The sequence below is a fragment of the Massilia sp. PAMC28688 genome (genome assembly GCF_019443445.1).
In the GTDB taxonomy this organism is placed as follows: domain Bacteria; phylum Pseudomonadota; class Gammaproteobacteria; order Burkholderiales; family Burkholderiaceae_D; genus Telluria_A.
In genome coordinates, this window is sequence record NZ_CP080378.1 from 4,120,425 (window position 1) to 4,138,429 (window position 18,005).

The window sequence follows — 18,005 nt, forward strand, 5'->3', positions numbered from 1 at the left end:
CTAGTCGGCCACCGGTGCCACGCAGATCTGGTTGCGCCCGTTCTGCTTGGCCTCGTACAGCATGGCATCGGCGCGCAGGAACAGTTCGTTTTCGCTCTTGTACTGGGGATAGGCCGCCATGCCCCCGCTGAAAGAAAAGTGGCGCACTTCATTCTTTTGCGTTTCAAACGGGATGGCGCCGAAGGCCTGGCGCATGGCGTCCAGCCTGGCCCAGCCCTCTTCGAGCGTGCAATCCCAGAACACGACCACGAATTCCTCGCCGCCGAAACGGCTGAGCAGATCGCGCTCGCCGATGTGGGGCGCCAGGGTCAGCGACAGGCGCTTGATGACGATGTCGCCGAAGTAGTGGCCCCAGGTATCGTTGATGGTCTTGAACTTGTCGATGTCGACCACGCCAAAGGCCAGCGGGCGTTCTTCGCGGGCGGCCTGACGGATCAGTTCCTGGGCTTTTTTCTGCAGGCCGATCTTGTTGAGCAGGCCGGTGGCGCGGTCCTTGCCGATCAAGTCCTTGTTGACGCGAATCTTGTTGGCGCGATTGGCCAGCTGCCCGGACAGCACGTCGGCATCGGTCACGAGCAGCACTTCATCAAAGCCGCTGGCCAGGGCGCGCCGGGTCAGGGCCGCGTCGGGCAGGCGCTGGAGCATGGTGATTTCGCGCACCGGGTCGGCTTCTATATTTTTCTGCAAGACGCGCACGATCGCTTCCGTGCGCTCATATTCGGCATCGGTAATGAGCACGATATCGGGCTGCAGCTCCTTGACGCGCAAGTGCAGGGTCTGGGCGTCGGCGTGGTGGAGCACCTCGATGCGGTGCTGCAGCAGGAAGTCTTCGTCCAGACCGACCGGCTCGCCCAGGTACATTACGCGCACCAGGTCGCCGCGCTTTCTCTGGACGAACAGGGTGAACAGCTTGTCGACCAGCACATCGTTGGCGATCGGCTTTTCTGCATAGGCGAGGCAATTGCTGTCGACCAGGCGCTGTTGCAGCAGGAAGCGCCCGCCCTGGCGCACGGTCTGCAGGTAGACGTAGCTCTGGCCGCTGGGCAGGCGCTGGAGCAGTTCGCCCAGCTGCAGCGTCTTGCGGCTGTCGTGCATGTCCGACTGCATATTGTGCAGGGCGTCGAGGTCGACGACGAACAGGGAATTGCCGATATCGTTATCGACGGCCATGACGAAATCCTGGACTTCGTCAAAGAAAATGATCTCGAAATCGTATTTGTGCGCGCACAGGAGCAGCTCGGCCTGATTATCCTTGATGAAAAACGTCTGCGACAACAGCATCACATGGTTCTTGTAAAGCGGCGTATCGCTTGGCATGTCAGGTTGGCTCACTTGTGCAAAATGGGTATTTTATCCGTGCAACCCCACCATACACAAGAAACGGGTTTTGTGCAGCACATCGGTGCCGGCCCCGCTGTGCGACGAAGGCCACGGCGCCTGGCGCGGCGCTGTACGCCGCTGGGCCTGGCGGCTATTACGGGCAAGGCGCGCCCCGTGGGTGGGGCGAGCGCGCGGGACTGGCAGTTGTGCGGCGCCCGGGTGGCGCACCGGGGTCTGGCGGGCACTGGTGGCGCAGGCGGCCGCGGCTTGGCTTCGACCAGGGGCAGGCTGGGCGCGAGGCGCGGCGGCGGGGCGGGCGCACGTGCCTGCCGAGCGCAGAAAGGCAATCACCGCCTGCAGTGCGAACAGGCATTCGATCAGGACCTTGAGGCCAAGGGGGCGATTCTGGTCGGAAAGACGCACTGCGGCGGCAAAGGCCCATTGTCCGAGGCGCTCGCGGTTTGCCTGGAAAGGCGCGAGGAGGTGCAGGACAGCGGGAAGGGTGGCGGTATTCATGACGGAAACTTTTGCAATGTGGATCAGGTGCATCCATTAGACCTGAAGCGTAGCGCGAGCGATGTCATCCGGCTGCGCCGCCCCCTGTAGGAGAGCAGCGCGCCACCGTGGCAGACAGTCCCCCACGGCAACTCACAAACAGCCTACATCCTATTAACCCGACTCAATTTCCTTACACCAGGGTCAGACCACTTAAACGGGGAATCTGCAACTAATTGCCTATCGAGAGGCATTTCGACGCATCAGCGTTCCTTCGCGCCATAGAGGTTGCCCGGGACCACAAAAATCATGCTGTAGGCCAGCGAAAACCCCGCTGACAGCGTAAAGCAATGCAAAAAGTTGCGCTGCCGATCCTCGCAGTGTAGAGGCTATCCTAGGATCAATTGATTTTGCCGCTTTTAAGTGGTCTGACCCTGGCAATAGGAAACTTTTTTTGGCGCGTTCAATGCCGACGGTTTCGCGCGGATAATGTTGGGGGGCGTGCTCGCGGCCGCCAGGCGTGTCGTTGCTGGCTGCTAGCTGCTTCCGTCGGCCAGAGCGAAGCAGTTGCGGCCGGCTGCCTTGGCGCTGTAGAGCGCCGCGTCGGCGCGCGCGCCCAGCAAGGCGGCATCGGCTGCAATGCCGTCGCTCCAGGCCACGCCGATGCTGGCCGTAACGGCGCGGCGGGTATCGCCCAGCGTGAACGGCGCCTCCATGGCGGCGACGATCTTGGCGCCGACCACGGCGCATTCGGCTGGCGCATGGATGCCTTCCAGGATGACGGTGAATTCATCACCGGCCAGCCGGCACACGATGTCGCTCTTGCGCACTGCCGCCACCAGGCGGCGCGCGAATTCCTTCAGCACTTCGTCGCCCAGCGCATGGCCAAGCGTGTCGTTGATGGCCTTGAAATGGTCCACGTCCAGGTACATCAGCGCCAGGCCTTCGCGCTTGCGGCTGGCGCGCTTGATGGCCCCGGCCAGGTGGGTGTCGTAGCAGCGCCGGTTGGGCAGGCCCGTGAGGGCGTCGGTCATGGCCATCGCCTTGAGCTGCTTTTCATGCTCGCGCGCGGCCGTTACGTCAGTGGTCAGGATATACGCACCCACCACTTCGCTGCCGCGCAGGTGCGGCACGAACAGGCTGTGGACGGTGCGCGGGGTGGTGGGGGTATTGAGCTTCATGTCGCCTTCGACCTGCTGGCCCGCCAGGCAGGCCGCCAGCGCCTGTTCCGGAGCGCCCGCATAGTCCGGACCCAGCACGTCGTACACGGTCCTGCCAATCATCTGCTGCGGGGCGATGCCCAGCCACTTGATGTGCATGGCATTGGCAAAGCGAAAGCGCTTGTCCTGGTCGATGTAGGAGATCAGCACCGGCAGGTTGTCGGTGATCAGGCGCAGCCGCTCTTCGCTGTCGCGCTGGCGCAGTTCGCTCTCCCAGCGCGCGGTGATGTCGAAGGCCATGAAAAAGAACCCGTCGGCCACGCCGTCGTCGTCCAGGTTGGGAATGAATGAGGCCTGGTAGCGTACCAGCCTGCCGTCCACTTCGATCTCATCGTCAAACCGGGCGCGTTCGCCGGCCAGTGCCGCGGCCAGGTAAGGTGCCAGCTTGGCATATTCCTGCGCACTGTAGGCCGATGCCACGCTGCGCCCGATCAGCGCGGCCACGCTCTTGCCGTAAAAGCGGGTCGCCATCGAGTTGAGAAAAACGAAGTTGCCGTCCTTGTCCACCTGGCCGATCACGGCCGGCAGGTTTTCGGTAATGGCGGCCAGGCGCTGCTGGCCGGCCTCGAGCTGGCTGCGGGAATCGGCCAGCTCCGTCACATCCGACAGCGCCACCACCGCGCCCAGCAGCTCGCCCCGGGCATCCTGCATGCGCCGGCCGCTGGCCAATAGTTTGCGCGCCGGCCGGTCCTTGGGAGCGATGGTCAGGGCAGCATTCTGGACCCGCTCTCCCTGCCAGGCCCGGAACAGGGGAATGTCGGCCTGCGCCAGGCGCTCGCTGCCGCCGGCGTCGTACAGGTCGTAATGGGCCGCCCAGTCCTGCGGGTCGAGTGCCTCGGCCGGCAGGCCGTGCAGCTCGCGTGCTGCGCGGTTGAACATGGTGATGCGCCCGCCGGCGTCGCAGGCCACCACGCCCACGTCGACCGAGTCGAGGATGGCGTCGAGCAGTTCTTCCTTTTGGGCGAGCGCCCGGCGCGCCAGTTCGCGGTCGGTGATGTCGTGCAAAAAGGCGCCGAAGCAGACCGCGTCGCCGGCGGCGAAGGAATTGATGGTCATCTCCACCGTGATCTCGTCGCCGCCGCGCGTGACGGCCGGCAGCTCCAGGCGCTGGTTCAGGACCTTGGCCTGCCCCGTGGCCAGCATGCGCGCCATGCCCTGGCAGTGCGCCGCGCGCAGCCGTTCGGGGATGATCACGTCGGCCAGGTCGCGGCCTGCCACCTCGTCGCGGGACCAGCCGAAAATGCGCTCGGCTGACGGGTTCCAGTCGATGATATGGCCTTCGGCATCAATGCTGATAAAGGCGCTGAAGGACGATTCGACAATGGTGCGAATGCGTTTCTCGCTGGCGCGCAACGACTTGTCCAGTTCGCGCCGCTGGGCGATTTCGTGCTTGAGCGCTTCATTGGCGTCGCGCAGGGAGCGGGTGCGCTCGGCGATGCGCTGTTCGAGGTCGGCATGCAGTTGCGCGAGTTGGCGCTCGGCCGCTTCGCGCGCGCGCGTCATGGCGCCCTTGTTGATTTCGTCTTCCACCAGCGCCGCCAGTTCCGCCAGCCGTTCGCTCTCGGCCGCGCCAAACGGGCGCGCCACCTGGTCGATGATGCACAGGGTGCCGACGGCGTGGCCATCCAGGGCGCGCACCGGCGCTCCGGCGTAAAAGCGGATGTAGGGCGCGCCGGTGACCAGCGGGTTGTCACGAAAGCGCGGGTCGAGCAGGGCGTCATGCACCACCATCAGCTCGCCCTGGCCTACTGTGTGACTGCAAAAGGCATGGGATCGCGGGGTCTGCACCGTGTCCAAGCCGGCGCGCGACTTGAACCATTGGCGCTTTGCGTCGACCAGCGTCACCAGCGCAATCGGGACCTGGAATGCGGCGCACGCGAGCCGGGTGAGGCGGTCGAAACGCGCCTCCTGCGGTGTGTCGAGCAGCCCCAGTTCGCACAGCGCCTGTACCCGGGCGGCGTCGTCAAAACCCTGTTTATCCATTGCGGTCATCCAGTCTTGGGACAGGCTGTGGCATGGGGCGGTCAGCGTGCCGGTGGCAGCTTGTGGCCCCTTGGATGCAGAATACCAGACTCGGGCAACAATGTTGTCGCGGATGTGCAGTTGCTGAAATCACCATGGACGGGACCCTCGGGTGTGGTCTTTCATGCATGGCGAATTGCCAATCTGTGTTGCGGAACTGCGAAAGTTGTTTGCAAAGTTGCTCTCAAACTACATTTTTGTGGCCTCAATGCATTTAGAAGCAACGAATCTGCGCTATATTCACGGCGTCGACACCCAGCCCACCGTGTCCGGATATTAACCTTGCCATCGTACAGCGTACAGGCAGGGCAACGTAGATGGAAAATTGCGATGTCGGCAAAGCGGCCCGCTGGACTGAAAAGACACAATCAACTGACGGCCCTGGAGCCGCGCATGCTGTTTGACGGCGCCGCGCTGGTGGCCTGGGATGCGGCCGACGCACCTGCCATGCCGGATCCGGCCATCGCCGCCGCGCCCGCCGAACTGGTCTTCATTTCACCCGAAGTGCTCGACATCGATGCCATTGTCCAGGCCTTCGGTCCTTCGGCCGAGGTCATCACGCTCGATGCCGGCAGCGACGGCCTTGACCAGATCAGCCGGGCGCTGGAAGGGCGCAGCGGCGTGGGCGCCATTCACCTGGTGGCGCACGGCGCGCCCGGCTTCATTGCGCTGCCCGGCCAGCCGCTCAACGGCGCCACGCTCGACGCGCGCGCCGCGCAGGTGGCCCTGTGGTCGCAGGCGCTGACGGCCGATGCTGACATCCTGGTCTATGGCTGCGACGTGGCAGCCTCCGAAGGCGGGCTGGCACTGCTGGGACAATTGGCGGCGCTGACCGGCGCCGATGTCGCCGCTTCCACCGACGACACCGGTGGCGGCAACTGGACGCTTGAATTTTCCACCGGCGCGATCGACACCCAGGCCGTCTTTTCGGCCGGCCGCGGCGACCCTGCCACCTATGCCCCGCGCCTGGCAACCATTGACCTGGGCGGCAATACCGGCTGGACCACGATCATGGTCGGCGCCGGACGCGACCCGTATGGCGACAGCCAGGCCGGCGCCGCCGACACCGACATCATTGGCGACGCCACCCACGGTTCGCTGTACACGGCCTACGACGACAAGGGGACGGCCAGTGTGGCCGACGACACGCTGGTATTTCGCATGCGTATCGACAATCCCACCAGCAGCACCAATTTTGGCGGTGTGGCCATTGTCGGCATGGATGCCAACCTGGACGGCAGGATCGACCTGTTCTTTTCGGTCGATGGCCGCAACAACGGCCAGGCCGTGCGCCTGCTCGATCCGGGCACCGGCGCCAACCTGTCACCAAGCACCACGTCCACCTCGGCGCTGCCAACCGGCTGGCTGCCCAATAACGGGGTGTATGGATTCACACCCGGCACCTATTCAGTGGTGGCGGTATCGGCTGCCACCGACCCCAACTGGGGCCCATCGACCCTGGGCGGCAGCGCCAGCGATCTGACCGGGCGTGGCGGGACCGATGTCTTTGTCAGCTGGCGCGTGCCGATTGCCGACATCGCGCTGGTGCTGGCCAAGCCTTCACCGACCGATCGCAGCGGCACCGGTCCGCGCGGCAGTACCGGCATTGCCGGCTATGGCAAGGACACCGTCGTCCAGTACATCAGCTTTACCCAGACCCAGACCGGCCCAATCAACGGTGACCTGAATGGGGTGGGGCCAAGTTACGACAAGAACGCCAGTTTCGCCTCGCTCGGCACGTTCACCTCGCCCATGTCGGCCAGTAACCCGGTGCCGGACGGTTTGTCGGTGACGATCCGCGAACCGGTCGGCGATGGGCTGCTGGCCGGGGCTGGCGCCGGCAGCGAGGCTTCCAGCGTGACGCTGCACGGCACCACCAAGGCCAGCATCGGCTCCACGGTGGCCCTGGCCATCAGCGACGGCGCTGGCGGCAGCACGACGGCCAGTGCCACCGTGGTAGCCGGCATCAATGGTCTGAACACATGGAGCGTGGGCGGCGTGGACCTGTCCGGGCTGGCCGAAGGCACGCTCACCATTACCGCATCCGTGGTCAATAATGGCGTCACTGCCAGTGACAGCGCCAGCGTGATGCTGGACAAAACCGGCCCCCTGGTCGGGATCACCCAGCTGGCCGGCACCACCGCCGGCAGGCCGCTACTGAGCGGCACCACGGACTTGCCCGACGGTGCCCAGCTGACCCTGACGCTCGACCCGGACAACAATGCCGCCAGCGCCAATCTGGTGTACCAGGTGCTTGTCTCGGGCGGCGCCTGGACCCTCAATACCGCCACCGCCACGCCGCTGTCGGGCAGCATGCCGGCGGCCGGGCTCACCCCCACCACCAAGATCACGGCCACCGCCGTTGATGCGGCCGGCAACCGCAGCGGCGCAGTGGCGCTGAACGTGCCAACCGTGACCAGCCAGGTGACCGGTTCCACGCTGCCCGTCATTGGAGGGGCCTGGACCAATATCGCCGGCGATGCGATCAGCGTGCGCCTGTATGCCGATAACGGCGGCAGCCCCGGCGCACTGCTGGCCGTGTACACACCTTCGCTTGCCGCTGACAGCTGGAGTGTGAACCTGGCCACGGCCAGCATGGAAGGCGGCGGCACGCTGGGCGCACTGGCGCCGGATGCGCTGTATCACGTGGTGGCGACGGTGGCGCGCGGGGGCAGCAGCGTGAGTGACACCAGCAGCGGCGAGCTGGCCATTGTCGGCGGCCCAGCCATCGCCATCCATGACCATGACGGTGCCGACGATGGCGCCGCCACGTCGGGCGTCGCGCGGCCGGTCTTTTCCGGCACCTCCACCGTCATCAGCGGTTTCATCAACCTGCTGATCGACCCTGCCGGCAACGGCACCGGTGACCAGATCCGCTACGCGGTTGCCACCGACGCTGCTGGCAACTGGACGCTCGACACCAGCATTGCCCAGCCGGTGGCGGGCTTCATGCCGGTCGCGGGCCTGTCCGGCGCCGCCCTGGTCACCGTGACCACCCCGCTCGACGCCAGCGGCCAGAGCGCCACCGACACGCTGGCACTTGACACCGTCATCGCCGGTATCCGCATCGGCACCTCGGCGCTTGACGCCAGCGGCGTGGAGTCGGTCATTGCCAACGGTGGGGCCGAGTCCATCATCATCGCCGGCGACCGTATCTTCAACAAGGCCGAGGACAATGCCGTGGTGGTCAGCGGCAGTACCACCAACGTCGCCGTCGGCAGCACGGTGACGATCACCGTCAGCGATGGCATCACCACGTTGAGCAAGGCCGCGACGGTGGCCGCCGATGGCAGCTTCACGCTGGCCGGCGATGCGTTCGATGTGTCGGGCCTGAAGGATACCTCGCTCGTGTTTACTGCCAGCGCAGGCGGCGCCTCGGCGGTCAAGGTGGCCTCGCACGATGCCATCGCCCCGCAGATCGTGCTCACCACACCGTCCACGGTCAAGGCCTCGTCGGCCACGGCTTTTGGCAACGTGGCCCTGCCGGCCGGCTCCATCGTGCGCATCTGGACCAGCATCGACGCCACCGTCCTCAATGCCACGGTGGACGCGAATGGCGATTTTTCCGCCTTGCTGACCCTGCCCAACGGTAATGGCAACGTGACCATCTATGCCGCCTCCACGGCCACTGACGTCGCTGGCAACAAGGTGATGCAGACTTCCCAGACCGTGGCGTACCAGAATCCCAACCTGTCACCGCCTGCCATCAGCGTGGTGGGCGTGACCGGCACCGGCGGTGCCGACACCACCATTACTTCGGGCGAGATTGGCGGGGGCATTACCATCAGCGGGACCGTCGCCGGCACCGCCACGTCAGCCAGCGGCACGATTGTCGTTACCGTCAGCGATGGCAGCATCACCAGGACCAGCGGCGAGGCCGGCATGGCGCTCACGCGCTCGGGCTACAACTGGAGCCTGGCCATGGCTGCCCACCTGGTCGATGACTTCAACAATGGCACACTGGTCATCACGGCCCAGCTGACCGACCATATCAGCGGCGGTGGTGGCGGTACCACGTTCATCGTCAAGGACGTGGCGCAGCCTACGCTGCTGCTGGTGACCGGCACCCCCTCGATATCGATCACCACGCCGATCGATGCCAATGGAATCATCAACGCTGCCGAAGACGACGCCGTGACCATCAGCGGCTACGCAGTCAACGCCACCGGCGGCCTGGTCACCGTGACCGTGTCCGACGGTGACGCGAGCACCATCGATCCCACCGCTACGGCCAGCGTCGGCACCGACGGCCGGTGGTCGGTGACGGGCATGAACCTGTCGCCGCTCAAGGATGGTTCGCTCACCGTGTCGGCAGTGGTGGACCCGGATCGCAATGCCGCCACCAGCAACAGCGCCAGCACCAGCGCCACCGTCTGGCACGACAAGACCGCGCCGCTGCTGCACATTACTTCGGCGGCCACGGTTGGCAATGCCAATCCCTTCATCAGCGGTACCAGCACCGACCTGGCTGCCGGAACCGAGGTGACGGTCACCATCAACACCGACCGCGCCGGCGCGCCGGAGGCCACCTATACCACCACCGTGCAGGCCGACGGCAGCTGGCGCGTGGCCTCACAGGTAGCCACCCCGGTCAACAGCCTCATTACCGTCAGCGCCTCGGACGCAGCCGGCAATGCGGCCCAGGTCAGCGCCACCGCCGTTGCCATGCTCTCGAGCGATACGGGCGGCAGCGCCAGCGATTTCATCACCGCGACCCGTGCCCTGTCATTTGGCGGCTACGCCGGTGCAGGCCAGACCGTTACCGTCAGCCTCAATGGCGGCCAGATCGGCAGTCCCGTGACGGCCGGCGCTGACGGCGCGTGGACGCTGAACTACACCGGGGTGCAGCTGGCCAACGGCAGCTATACACTGCAGGCGAGCACCGTTTCGGCAGGTGGCACGGCGCTCGCCACCCAGGTCGTGGTGATCGATTCCAGGACAGTGGCTATTGGCGCCGTCTCGCTTGACAGCGGCGCCAGCGCGGCCGACTACATCACCGCCGATGCCAGCCTGATCATCAGCGGCAGCGCCACCAGCGGCGCCGAGGTGACCGTATGGGCCACCGACAGCAGCGGCACTGAAGTATTTCGCCAGCTGGCCGGCGCCACCGGCGGCGTCTGGAGTATCGACCGCAGCGGCAGCGCGCTGGCCGATGGCGTGTACACGCTGCGCGCCTCGGTCACCGATGCTTCTGGCCTCACCACCACGGTAAGCCAGGCGCTGGTCATCGACACCCGGGCGCAGATGGGCCTGACCACCAACTACCGCAGCGCCGACAGCACGCCCATACTGTCCGGTACCAGCGATATCGGCAGCGGGCGCGCCATCAGCGTGACCGTGGCCGTTGCCGGGGGCGGCAGCTACACCTATGCCACCAGCGTGGGCACCGACGGCACCTGGCGCGTGGACACGGGCAGCGTGGTGCCGGCCGGGCAGGGCGCCATTGTCACCTATGCCGATGGCGCGGCGCTGACCATCAGCGCCAGTGGCAGCGACATTGCCGGCAACGTGGCCTCGGCCAGCAAGGCGATGATCATCGACCTGGCGGCGCCGGTCATCGGCATTACCACGCACCTGGACTACACCGGTGCCAACACGCCGGACGGCACCCTCAGCGCGGCCGAGGATACGGCCGTCATCCTGCGGGGTACCACGGTCAATGTCGCCGACGGCAGCGTGATTGCACTGACCATCACCGACGGCACCATCACCTACGCCGATACGGCCGTCGTCAGCGGCAACGCCTGGCAGGTACCGGCGCTCAATCTGCGCGCCCTGGCCAACGGGACCATCAGCGTGACGGCCATCTACATCGATGACAGCGGCACGCCGTTTTCGGCGCTGGCCACCGTCCTGCACGACAAAACTTTGACCGGCAACAGCGTGAGCATCGACAGCATCAGCACCGACACGGGCGTGGCCGGCGACTTCGTCACCAGCGACAATACGCTCGTGTTCCGCGGTGGTGCGGCGGCCGGCGCGAACGTCAGCGTGCGCCTGGCCACGGGAAGTGGCAACGTGTTTTCCACCTCGGTGCAGGCCGATTCTGCGGGCAACTGGAGTGTCGATTACCAGGCCAGTGCCCTGGGCGACGGCAGTTACACCCTGGCCGCCCAGGTGGGTGCCGGCGCCATTGCGTCGCAAGCCATCGTAATCGACACTGCCGCGCCGCTTGGCGCGGTCACCGTCGACAGCCCGGTGGTCACGTCCGACAGCACGCCGCGCCTGACGGGCAGCGCGGTACTGGGCGCAGGCCAGGGCCTGACGGTCACGGTCAATGGCAGAACCTACACGGCAGGAGATGGCCAGCTGTCGCTGGCCGGTACGGCCTGGACGCTCGACATACCCGCTGCCCATGCGCTGGCAATTGGCGGCCCGAACGCCGGTTTCGACGGCGTCTACCAGGTTGTGGCGAGGATCACCGACCTGGCGGGCAATGCCGTCACTGACGCCAGCAGCAATGAACTGACGGTGGCAGATGCCTCGGCCCCGGTGGTCGACCTGGATCCGTCCGATGGCGCGACCATCAATCACAGCGTCACCAGCACCATGGGCGCAGCCGTGAGCCTGGACGACAATGCGGACCCACTGACCGTGGTCGAAGCAGGCAACCGCCTGCCGCGCCTGACGCTGACAGCTGGCGGCATCCTGGACGGTGCCAGCGAAAAGCTCATTTTCGGCAGCACCGTGGCCGCGGCCGATGGCAGCGATGCCACGGCTGCGCTGGGCGATATCGTGGTCGGCGGCGTGCGGGTTGCCATTTCCTTCGCCGCCGGCAGCTTCACCATCGAGCGCCATACGTTCACTCCCTTGACCGCCGCCGAAGCGCAGGCGGTCCTGCGCGATATTCAGTACAGGAACGACCTGGCAGGGGCGGCGACGGCCGGCGTGCGCACCTTTGGACTGGGAGCTGTCGATGACCTGTCCAACAGCGCCGTGCTGGCCAGTGTCGCAGTGAGCGTCACTGCGGCCGTGGCCGCACCGGCGCATACTGTCGTCATCGCCACGCTTGCCGATGATGTGGCCCCGCTGACGGGCAGCGTCAGCAATGGCGGCGTCACCAACGATACCGCGCCTGTACTCGCCGGCAGCGTGTCGGCGCCGCTCGGCGTGCACGAGGTGGTGGCGCTTTACCGCGACGGTGTGCGCATCGGCACTGCCGCCGTCACGGGCACCAGCTGGTCCTACGCCGACAGCGCCCTGGCCGACGGCGCTTCCTACAGCTACAGCGCGCGGGTGGAAAACACGGCAACGACAGCCAGCGGCGCCGCATCGGCAGCCTATGTCATCACCATCGATACCAGCGCGCCCGCACAGACGCTGGACGTGGTGTCCATGTCGCGTGACACCGGGACTGCACACGACTTCATCACCGCAGATGGCGCCGCCGGCCGCACCGTCAGCGGTACCCTCTCGGCGCCGCTTGGCAGCGGCGAGGTACTCGAAATGAGCGCGGACGGTGGCGCGACCTGGCAGGCGGCCAGCGTGACCGGGACCGCATGGACAGTGCTCGACAGTGCAACCCACACCGGCAACTGGACCATCATCGGCCGCGTCACCGACGCTGCCGGCAATGCCTCCGTGGCCGGCACGCGATCCGTGGTCTTGCAGGTGGCTCCGGCGCAGGGTGTGAGCATCATCAGTGTTACCGATGACGTGGCGCCGCTGGCCGGAATCGTCGCCGACGGCGGCGTGACGAACGACCAGGCGCCGCTGCTGGCAGGCAGCCTGTCGGCCCCGCTCGCGGCCAATGAAGTACTGGCGGTGTATCGCAATGGTGTGCGCGTGGGCAGCGCTGCAGTCACTGGCCTGTCGTGGGAATATGCCGATGCCATGCTGGCCGATGGCGCAAGCTATCGCTACAGCGCGGTGGTGGAAAATACCGTGACGGCCGCCAGCGGCACGGCGTCCGCGACGTACCTCATTACCGTGGACGCGAGCGCGCCGCTGCACGTAGTGAGCATCGGCGCCATGACGCGCGATACCGGGCAGGCAGGCGACTTTGTCACCAGCGACGGCAATGCCGGCCGCGTCGTGACGGGCAGCCTGTCGGCGCCGCTCGCAGCCGGCGAGATGCTGGAAGTGAGCATGGATGGCGGTGCCAGCTGGGCTGCGGCCAGCGTGACGGGCAGCAGCTGGCAGGCGACCGATGCCATGGCACATGGCGCCAACTGGATGATCCAGGCGCGTGTCGTGGATGCGGCCGGAAATCCCGGGCCGCTCGCTGTCCGGCAAGTCACGCTGGCGCCGCCGGAGGTGACGCCACCAGAACCGCCGCCAGCGGTGACGCCACCGGTGGAGCCACCGGTCGTTGCGCCGCCTGTGGCGCCTCCGGTGGTGGAGCCGCCGGTCGTGGAACCGCCCGCTGTCACGCCACCGGTGGTCACGCCTCCGGTAGTGGAGCCGCCCGCAGTCACGCCGCCGGTCGTTACGCCTCCGGTCACGCCGCCGGTCGTTACGCCTCCGGTCACGCCACCGGTCGTTACGCCGCCGGTGACACCGCCAGTGGTCAGGGTCCCGATCGTCGTCACCACCCCGGAGCCGGTGAGCCAGGTGCCTGTCGCCCCGGCTGCCCCTGTGCCGCCGGTCGCCGGCGTGACACAGGCGGCGCCCGTTCCCGCGTTTGCATCGCCTGCAGCGGCACTTTCGGATGCCGCCCCGGCTGCGCTGGACACCAGTGCGCTGGCGCCGGGAGCGGCGCTGGTTGCGAACGGCATCCCCGCGCCAGGGGTGCAGGCAGTGGCCCTGTTCGCGCAGGCGGCCGCGCCGGCAATGGTGTTCGATATCGACACCGGCAATGCCGCATTCGGCAGCAGCGGCGCCTTGTCGACCTTGCGCGGCACCGACATTGGCGCCGGCTTCGCGATCAGCGTGCGCCAGTCCGAGGGAGCGGCGCTTGGCAAGGATGCGCTCAAGCTGGTCTCTGCGGTGGTCAAGATTGAAGCGGGCCTGGTACCCGACAGCGACTTGCTGGAGCTGTCCATCGCTTCGCCCAACATCACCGCCACCTACGACCCGTCTACCGGCACGCTGACGCTGGCCGGCGCTGCCAGCGCGGCTGAATACGAACAGGTGATCCAGGGCGTGAAGCTGCGCGAAGCCGATGGCGGCGACGTCAAGGACAAACGCACGATCCGCTTTACGATCAAGGCAGAAGGCGGCCAGACCCAGAGCGGAACCAAGGAATACCGCGGCCCGGGCAGTGCGCCTTCGGCCGCCGTCGATGCCGTCAAGCCGGGCAAACCGGGCTTCATGGCGCAGATTGCAAAGGCCGCCGCCAGGCAGACCGAGGGCCGCGACAAGCTGGTGGCCCTCGCCAATCGCCCATCATGACCAATACACGCTACAGGAACCATTGCATGTTCAAGAAAATTTTGCCGCTTGCCGTTGCCGCCGCCCTGACCAGTGGCTGCACGGTGGTCCCGCTGGCCAGTACTTCCGGCGAGCGCCAGGCGCGGGTGACGCAGGACCAGGCGGCCATGTTCCGCGACCAGGAACCGGTGAGCGGTGAGCTCAGTTTTGCCGATGTGCTGGCACGCGCCTACAAGTACAACCTGGAGACGCGCGTCAAGCTGATGGAAAACGCGCTCGCGCGCAGCCAGCTCGATCTCGGTTTTTACGACATGCTGCCGCGCCTGACCGCAGCGGCGGGCTACACCACCCGCAGCAATGACCCCGGCGGCACGGCCATGAACCTGCGCACCGGCCAGGTGCAGACCGATGTCTCGGTGGCGCAGGAACGCACGCGCCACACCGAGCAGCTGACGCTGTCGTGGAATGCCCTTGACTTCGGCCTGTCGTACGTGCGCGCGCAGCAAAGCGCCAACCAGGTGCTCATTGCCGAGGAGCGCCGCCGCAAGACCATGCAGAACATCACCCAGGAAGTGTATACCGCCTACTGGCGTGCGCTGGCCGCGCAGCGCTTCTCGGCCGACATCGACCGCCTGCATGGCGTGGCCGAAGCGGCGCTCGCGGACTCGCAGCGCATCGAGGAAAAGCGCCTGATGCCGCCGATGCAGGCGCTGGTCTACCAGCGCGGCCTGCTGGAGATCGTGCAGCAGCTGCGCCTGCGCCGCAACGAGCTTGAGGGGGCGCGCATGGAGCTCGCCGCGCTCATGAACCTGCGTCCCGGCGCCGCCTTTCGCCTGAAGGACGATGGCGCCGAGCCGGCGCTGCCGCCTGCCATGGACGCCGCAGCCATCACACGCATGGAAGACCATGCGCTCATGCACCGCGCCGAACTGCGCGAGGAAGACTACCGCAAGCGCAACAGCGCCCTGGAAATGCGCAAGGCGGTGCTGTCGGTGCTGCCGGGCCTGTCGTTTGACACCGGTCTGCAGCATGATTCGAACAAGTACCTGTACAACAATAGCTGGTATGAATCGGGCCTGCGTGTGTCGTTCAACCTGTTCAAGGCCTTTTCGCTGCCGGCGGCCAGGCGCCAGCACGAGGCGCAGATGAAGGTGGACGACATGCGCCGCGCCGCGCTGGGCATGGCGGTGATGACGCAGGTGCGCATCTCGGCCGAGCGCTACCGGCAAACGGTGGAGGAGTACACGCTGGCGCAGCGCCTGGATGGCATCGACCAGCGCATCAACGCCCAGATGGCCAATGCGGTCAAGAGTTCGTCCGAGAGCGAGCTCGAAGCAATCCGCGCCCAGGTGCGCTCTGTGCTTTCGAGCCTGCAGCGCGCTTATTCGCAGGCATCGATGCAGGCGGCGCATGCACGCATGCTCAATTCCATCGGCGTGGATCTGGCCGTGCCGCAGCAGGCCGGGAGCCTGGCCGAATTTTCCACCAGCCTTGACCAGGGTCTGAAGAACTGGACGGTTGACGGCATCGTGGGCGGAGGCGCCAAATGATGCGTTCGCTGCAGGTGGGCGCGTGCGTGATGGCGCTGGCACTGCCGGCGGCGGCCCAGGTGCGCCAGGCCGCACCGCCGGCCGATGCCATCCGCGTGCTGCTGGTGGCGGAAAACGAAGCCGTCATCTCCAGCCAGGTGGCCGCGCGCGTGGTATCGCTGCCCGCTGCCCTGGGCAGCCGTGTCAGGAAGGGCGATATCCTGGTGCGGTTCGATTGCGCAGAGCAGGCCGCGCGCCTGAACATGTCGGAAGCGGAGCTGCTGTCGGCCAGGGAAACGAACGCCAGCAAGCAGGAGCTCAAGGCGTATCGCTCGGCCAGTGAGCTGGACGTGCGGCTGGCGCAGGCCGCCGTGACCAAGGCGCAGGCCCAGGTCAATGTGGTCAAGGCGCAGATGGGCTACTGCAGTATCAGCGCACCGTTCAGCGCACGGCTGGTCAAGCTGCGGGTGCGCGCCCACGAAACGGTGGCGGCAGGCCAGCCCCTGCTGGACCTGGTGGACAACAGCAGCTTCCGCTTCCAGCTGCATGTGCCGTCGCGCTGGCTCAGCTGGCTGGGGGAGGGCACCGCTTTCAATATCACGGTCGATGAAACCGGCAAGACTTACCCGGCCAAGGTCAAGGTAATCAATGGCCGCGTGGACCCGGCCAGCCGTACGGTCGAACTGACCGGTGTCATCGCGGGCAAGCATCCCGAACTGATTGCCGGCATGAGCGGGAGCGCCAGGTTCAATGAGCGCTGACGGCCAGCCTGGCGAGAGCGTGCTGGCCCATCTGCTGGCGCTGGCGCGCGATGTGACCCAGGCCAAAAGCGAAGACCTGGCGTCGTACGCCATCGTCAACCAGACCTTCCAGCTGCTGCCGTATCACATGGCTGCCTTGTGGCGGCCGGGCGACGACGGTGGCGGACGCATCACGCATGCCAGCGGACTGGCGAAAATTGAGGCGGACAGTCCCTTTGTGATGTGGCTCAATGCGCTGGCGCTCGCACACCTGGCGGGCGGCGCCGGGAGCGCTTCGGCACCCGCGCAGCTGAGCGCTGCGAGCGTTCCTGAAAAGCTGGGCAGCCAGTGGGCCGAGTGGCTGCCCGCGCACCTGCTGTGGATGCCGCTGCCGTCGCCTGCCGAACCGTGGCCGGGCGTGCTGCTGTTGGCGCGCGAGACGGCGTTTGACGCGTCCGAAGTGGCGCTGCTGGGCGAGGCTGCGGGGTTGTATGGCCACGCCCTGTGGGGCTGGCAGCGCCGGCACCGCAACTGGCGGGCGCGCCTGCGGCAGCTGGCCGCAAGGCGCCGCGTGCGGGTGGGTGCCCTGCTGGCCGCATCGGTGCTGCTGCTGCCATTACGCCTGTCGGTGGTGGTCGACGGTGAAGTCATTGCCCAGGCGCCGATCGTGCTGGCGGCGCCTGCCGATGCGCCGATCCGCGAGGTGATGGTGCGTCCCAACCAGGCCGTCAAGGCAGGCGACGTGCTCTATGTGCTCGACGACGCCGGGGTGCGCAACCGCCTGGCGGTGGCGGCCAAGACGCTGGAAATCGCGCGCGCCGACTGGCTGCGATCGAGCCAGAAGGGCTTCGCCGACGAAGCGTCACGCTCCGACGTGGCGGCGCTGTCGGCGCGCATCGAGGAAAAGCAGGCGGAACTGGGCTACCTCAAGGAGCTGTCGCAGCGCCTGACGGTGAGGGCGCCGGCGGCCGGGGTGGTGGTGTTTTCCGATCCGCTCGACCTGGTAGGCAAGCCGGTGGTGACGGGCGAGCATGTGATGACGCTGTCCGACCCGGCCCGGGTGGCGCTCCAGGCCTGGCTGCCGCCGGCCGACGCGATCGCGCTGGCGCCGGGCGCGCAGATGAGCCTATCCCTGTTTACCGCGCCCCTCGGGTCGGTCCAGGCCACGCTGGAAGACAGCAGCTACGAGACTGAGATTGCACCCCAGGGCCACAGTGCCTTTCGCCTGCGCGGGCGCTTCGCGCCGGGCGAGGCGCCCCAGCTTGGGCTGAAGGGCACGGTGCGCCTGTATGGCGAGCGCGCACCGCTGATCTATCACATGCTGCGCCGGCCGCTGGCGGGCATGCGCCGCCTGCTGGGAGTCTAGC

The 18,005-nt window shown here is 66.7% G+C and carries 7 protein-coding genes; 4 read left to right on the forward strand and 3 right to left on the reverse strand.

The window, feature by feature from the left end:
- The 3 genes from KY495_RS18520 to KY495_RS18530 all read right to left on the reverse strand — a co-directional run bounded on the left by KY495_RS18520 (position 1) and on the right by KY495_RS18530 (position 5,018).
- Entirely contained in the window at positions 1–1,317 is a 1,317-nt protein-coding gene (locus KY495_RS18520) for a diguanylate cyclase (protein ID WP_219880821.1), read from the reverse strand.
- Between the two features lie 33 nt (positions 1,318–1,350).
- On the reverse strand, positions 1,351–1,869 hold the full coding sequence (locus KY495_RS18525) for a hypothetical protein (RefSeq protein WP_219880822.1): 519 nt from the start codon (positions 1,867–1,869) through the stop codon (positions 1,351–1,353).
- Between the two features lie 482 nt (positions 1,870–2,351).
- Positions 2,352–5,018 carry a PAS domain S-box protein gene (locus KY495_RS18530; protein ID WP_219880823.1) on the reverse strand — a complete coding sequence of 889 codons (2,667 nt, stop codon included), beginning with the start codon at positions 5,016–5,018 and terminating at the stop codon, positions 2,352–2,354.
- A gap of 432 nt (positions 5,019–5,450) precedes the next feature.
- On the opposite strand from KY495_RS18530, the gene KY495_RS24240 reads away from it, so the two are divergent.
- The 4 genes from KY495_RS24240 to KY495_RS18550 are packed head-to-tail and all read left to right on the forward strand — an operon-like array spanning position 5,451 to position 18,004.
- Positions 5,451–14,390, forward strand: a complete 8,940-nt coding sequence (locus KY495_RS24240) for an Ig-like domain-containing protein (protein ID WP_219880824.1) — start codon at positions 5,451–5,453, stop codon at positions 14,388–14,390.
- Positions 14,391–14,416: 26 nt separating this feature from the next.
- On the forward strand, positions 14,417–15,919 hold the full coding sequence (locus tag KY495_RS18540) for a TolC family protein (protein WP_219880825.1): 1,503 nt from the start codon (positions 14,417–14,419) through the stop codon (positions 15,917–15,919).
- Positions 15,916–16,659: an efflux RND transporter periplasmic adaptor subunit gene (locus KY495_RS18545; protein ID WP_219880826.1), complete on the forward strand. Its 744-nt coding sequence runs from the start codon at positions 15,916–15,918 to the stop codon at positions 16,657–16,659. Before KY495_RS18540 ends, KY495_RS18545 begins: the two co-directional genes overlap by 4 nt.
- A complete protein-coding gene (locus KY495_RS18550) occupies positions 16,649–18,004 on the forward strand; it encodes an efflux RND transporter periplasmic adaptor subunit (protein ID WP_219880827.1) in 1,356 nt (451 codons plus the stop codon). The genes KY495_RS18545 and KY495_RS18550 overlap by 11 nt, the downstream gene beginning before the upstream one ends.
- Position 18,005 lies beyond the last annotated feature (1 nt).